This window comes from Gelidibacter sp., from assembly GCF_035515035.1.
GTDB lineage: Bacteria > Bacteroidota > Bacteroidia > Flavobacteriales > Flavobacteriaceae > Gelidibacter.
In genome coordinates, this window is sequence record NZ_DATJCA010000081.1 from 1 (window position 1) to 2,196 (window position 2,196).

The following is a 2,196-nucleotide window of genomic DNA, read 5'->3' on the forward strand; positions in this document are numbered from 1 at the left end:
ATGTTTAAATCAATACCTGAATTAATCTAATTCTCAAAATTATAAAAGCATTCCTTTTAAAGTTGAAGGTGTATCATCTATATATCTCCCTCATATGTGCCATCAAAAGCCATTCCCAGCCATCTTAAGCCACTTTTAAAACTCTATTCATAATCTATTTATATTTGCCGAAACAAATATAAATCAGATAAATTATGAAAAGGAAAATTCATCTTCTAGCAGCTGTTTTCTTCACAGCACTCTCCACATTTGCACAAGGCAATGGTATTGGTGGCATCACGGACGCTACCAACATGGTAACCTCTTATTTTGATCCCGGCACCAAATTAATTTATGCTATTGGAGCAGTAGTGGGATTGATTGGAGGTATCAAAGTTTATAACAAATTCAGTTCAGGCGATCCCGATACAGGCAAAACAGCTGCAAGTTGGTTTGGAGCTTGTATCTTTTTGATTGTTGCTGCTACAATTTTACGCTCATTCTTCCTGTAAGAGTATCTCTTATTAAACAATTATAGAGAAAATAAAATGGCGGAATATTCAATCAACAAAGGCATAAACCACCCTGTAGAGTTCAAGGGACTCAAAAGTCAGTACCTCTATATTTTTGCAGGTGGACTATTAGCCATCTTTGTAGTTTTTGCAATCATGTACATAATGGGAATTGACCAGTGGATATGTATTGGATTTGCTATAATATCTGCCTCTTTGCTCATCTACATTACATTCAGGATGAATGAAAAATATGGAACACACGGATTAATGAAGCTATTGGCTCGCCTGAAACATCCCAAGTATATCATCAACCGAAAAGCAGTAACCCGCTTATTCACTGATAAGAGAGAAAGGATCAATTATGAGAAATAAAATGAAAGCAGCTACACTGGAAAGCAAGTTTCCACTGCTTGCGGTGGAACATGATTGCATCATTAGCAAGGATGCGGACATTACGGTAGCTTATAAAGTGGAACTCCCTGAAATATTTACCATTTCTGCAGATGAGTATGAAGCTATACATTCAGCATGGCATAAAGCAGTAAAGGTGCTTCCCAATTATTCAATTGTTCACAAGCAAGATTGGTTTATCAAAGAAAACTATCAACCCGACCTGCAAAAAGAAGATGTAAGCTTTTTAAGTCGAAGTTTTGAACAACATTTTAATGAGCGACCCTTTCTTAATCACACTTGCTATCTTTTCTTGACTAAAACATCCAAAGAAAAGAGCCGTACGCAAAGCAATTTCTCTACTCTTTGCAGAGGCAATATTATTCCCAAAGATATTCAGGAGAAAGAAAATATCGCCGGGTTTATGGAATCGGTAGAACAATTTGAGCGAATCATCAACGATTCAGGATTTATTACCTTGACACGGTTAACTCAAGAAGAAATTACGGGAACTAAAGAAAAAGCGGGCATTATTGAAAAATATTTTTCATTATCACAAACCAATACAACTACACTTGAAGATATTCATCTGGAACCAAATGAGATGAAAATAGGTGATCAGATAATGTGCTTACACACCCTGTCGGATGTAGAAGATCTACCCGGAATGGTAGCAACTGATTCACGTTATGAAAGACTCTCCACCGATAGAAGCGACAGCTGCTTATCATTTGCTGCACCAGTGGGTGTATTGCTCTCCTGCAACCATATCTACAATCAATATCTCTTTATAGACAACCACACAGAAAACTTGAAACAGTTTGAAAAGCAAGCTCGGAACATGCATTCCTTATCAAGGTACAGCCGTGCCAATCAGCTAAACAAAAAGTGGATAGAAGAGTATTTAAATGAAGCTCACAGTCAAGGGCTCACCTCAATCCGATGTCATTGCAATGTGATGGCTTGGTCGGATAACAGAGCAGAACTCAAGCACATTAAAAATGATGTGGGTAGTCAATTAGCACTAATGGAGTGCAAGCCACGCCACAACACAGTAGATACTCCTACCCTATTTTGGGCAGGGATACCTGGTAATGCAGCAGACTTTCCATCGGAAGAGTCTTTTTATACGTTTATTGAACACGCATTGTGTTTCTTCATTCAGGAGACCAATTATAAATCCTCGCTTTCTCCATTTGGTATTAAGATGGTTGACAGACTAACTGGAAAACCACTTCATTTAGATATTTCAGATATACCGATGGAAAAAGGAATAATTGTCAATCGCAATAAATTTATATTGGGACCATCA

Annotated in this window: 3 protein-coding genes; all 3 read left to right on the plus strand. The window is 37.5% G+C overall.

Annotated elements, in window-relative coordinates; translation table 11 throughout:
* Positions 1 to 194: 194 nt before the first annotated feature.
* Positions 195 to 491: a DUF4134 domain-containing protein gene (locus VLZ86_RS06305; RefSeq protein ID WP_325449787.1), complete on the plus strand. Its 297-nt coding sequence runs from the start codon at positions 195 to 197 to the stop codon at positions 489 to 491.
* Between the two features lie 36 nt (positions 492 to 527).
* Complete coding sequence (locus VLZ86_RS06310; RefSeq protein ID WP_325449788.1) at positions 528 to 866, plus strand: DUF4133 domain-containing protein; 339 nt, start codon at positions 528 to 530, stop codon at positions 864 to 866.
* Positions 856 to 2,196, plus strand: a 1,341-nt coding sequence (locus VLZ86_RS06315; protein WP_325449789.1) for a TraG family conjugative transposon ATPase, incomplete at its 3' end; no start/stop codon positions are given. The genes VLZ86_RS06310 and VLZ86_RS06315, both read left to right, overlap by 11 nt.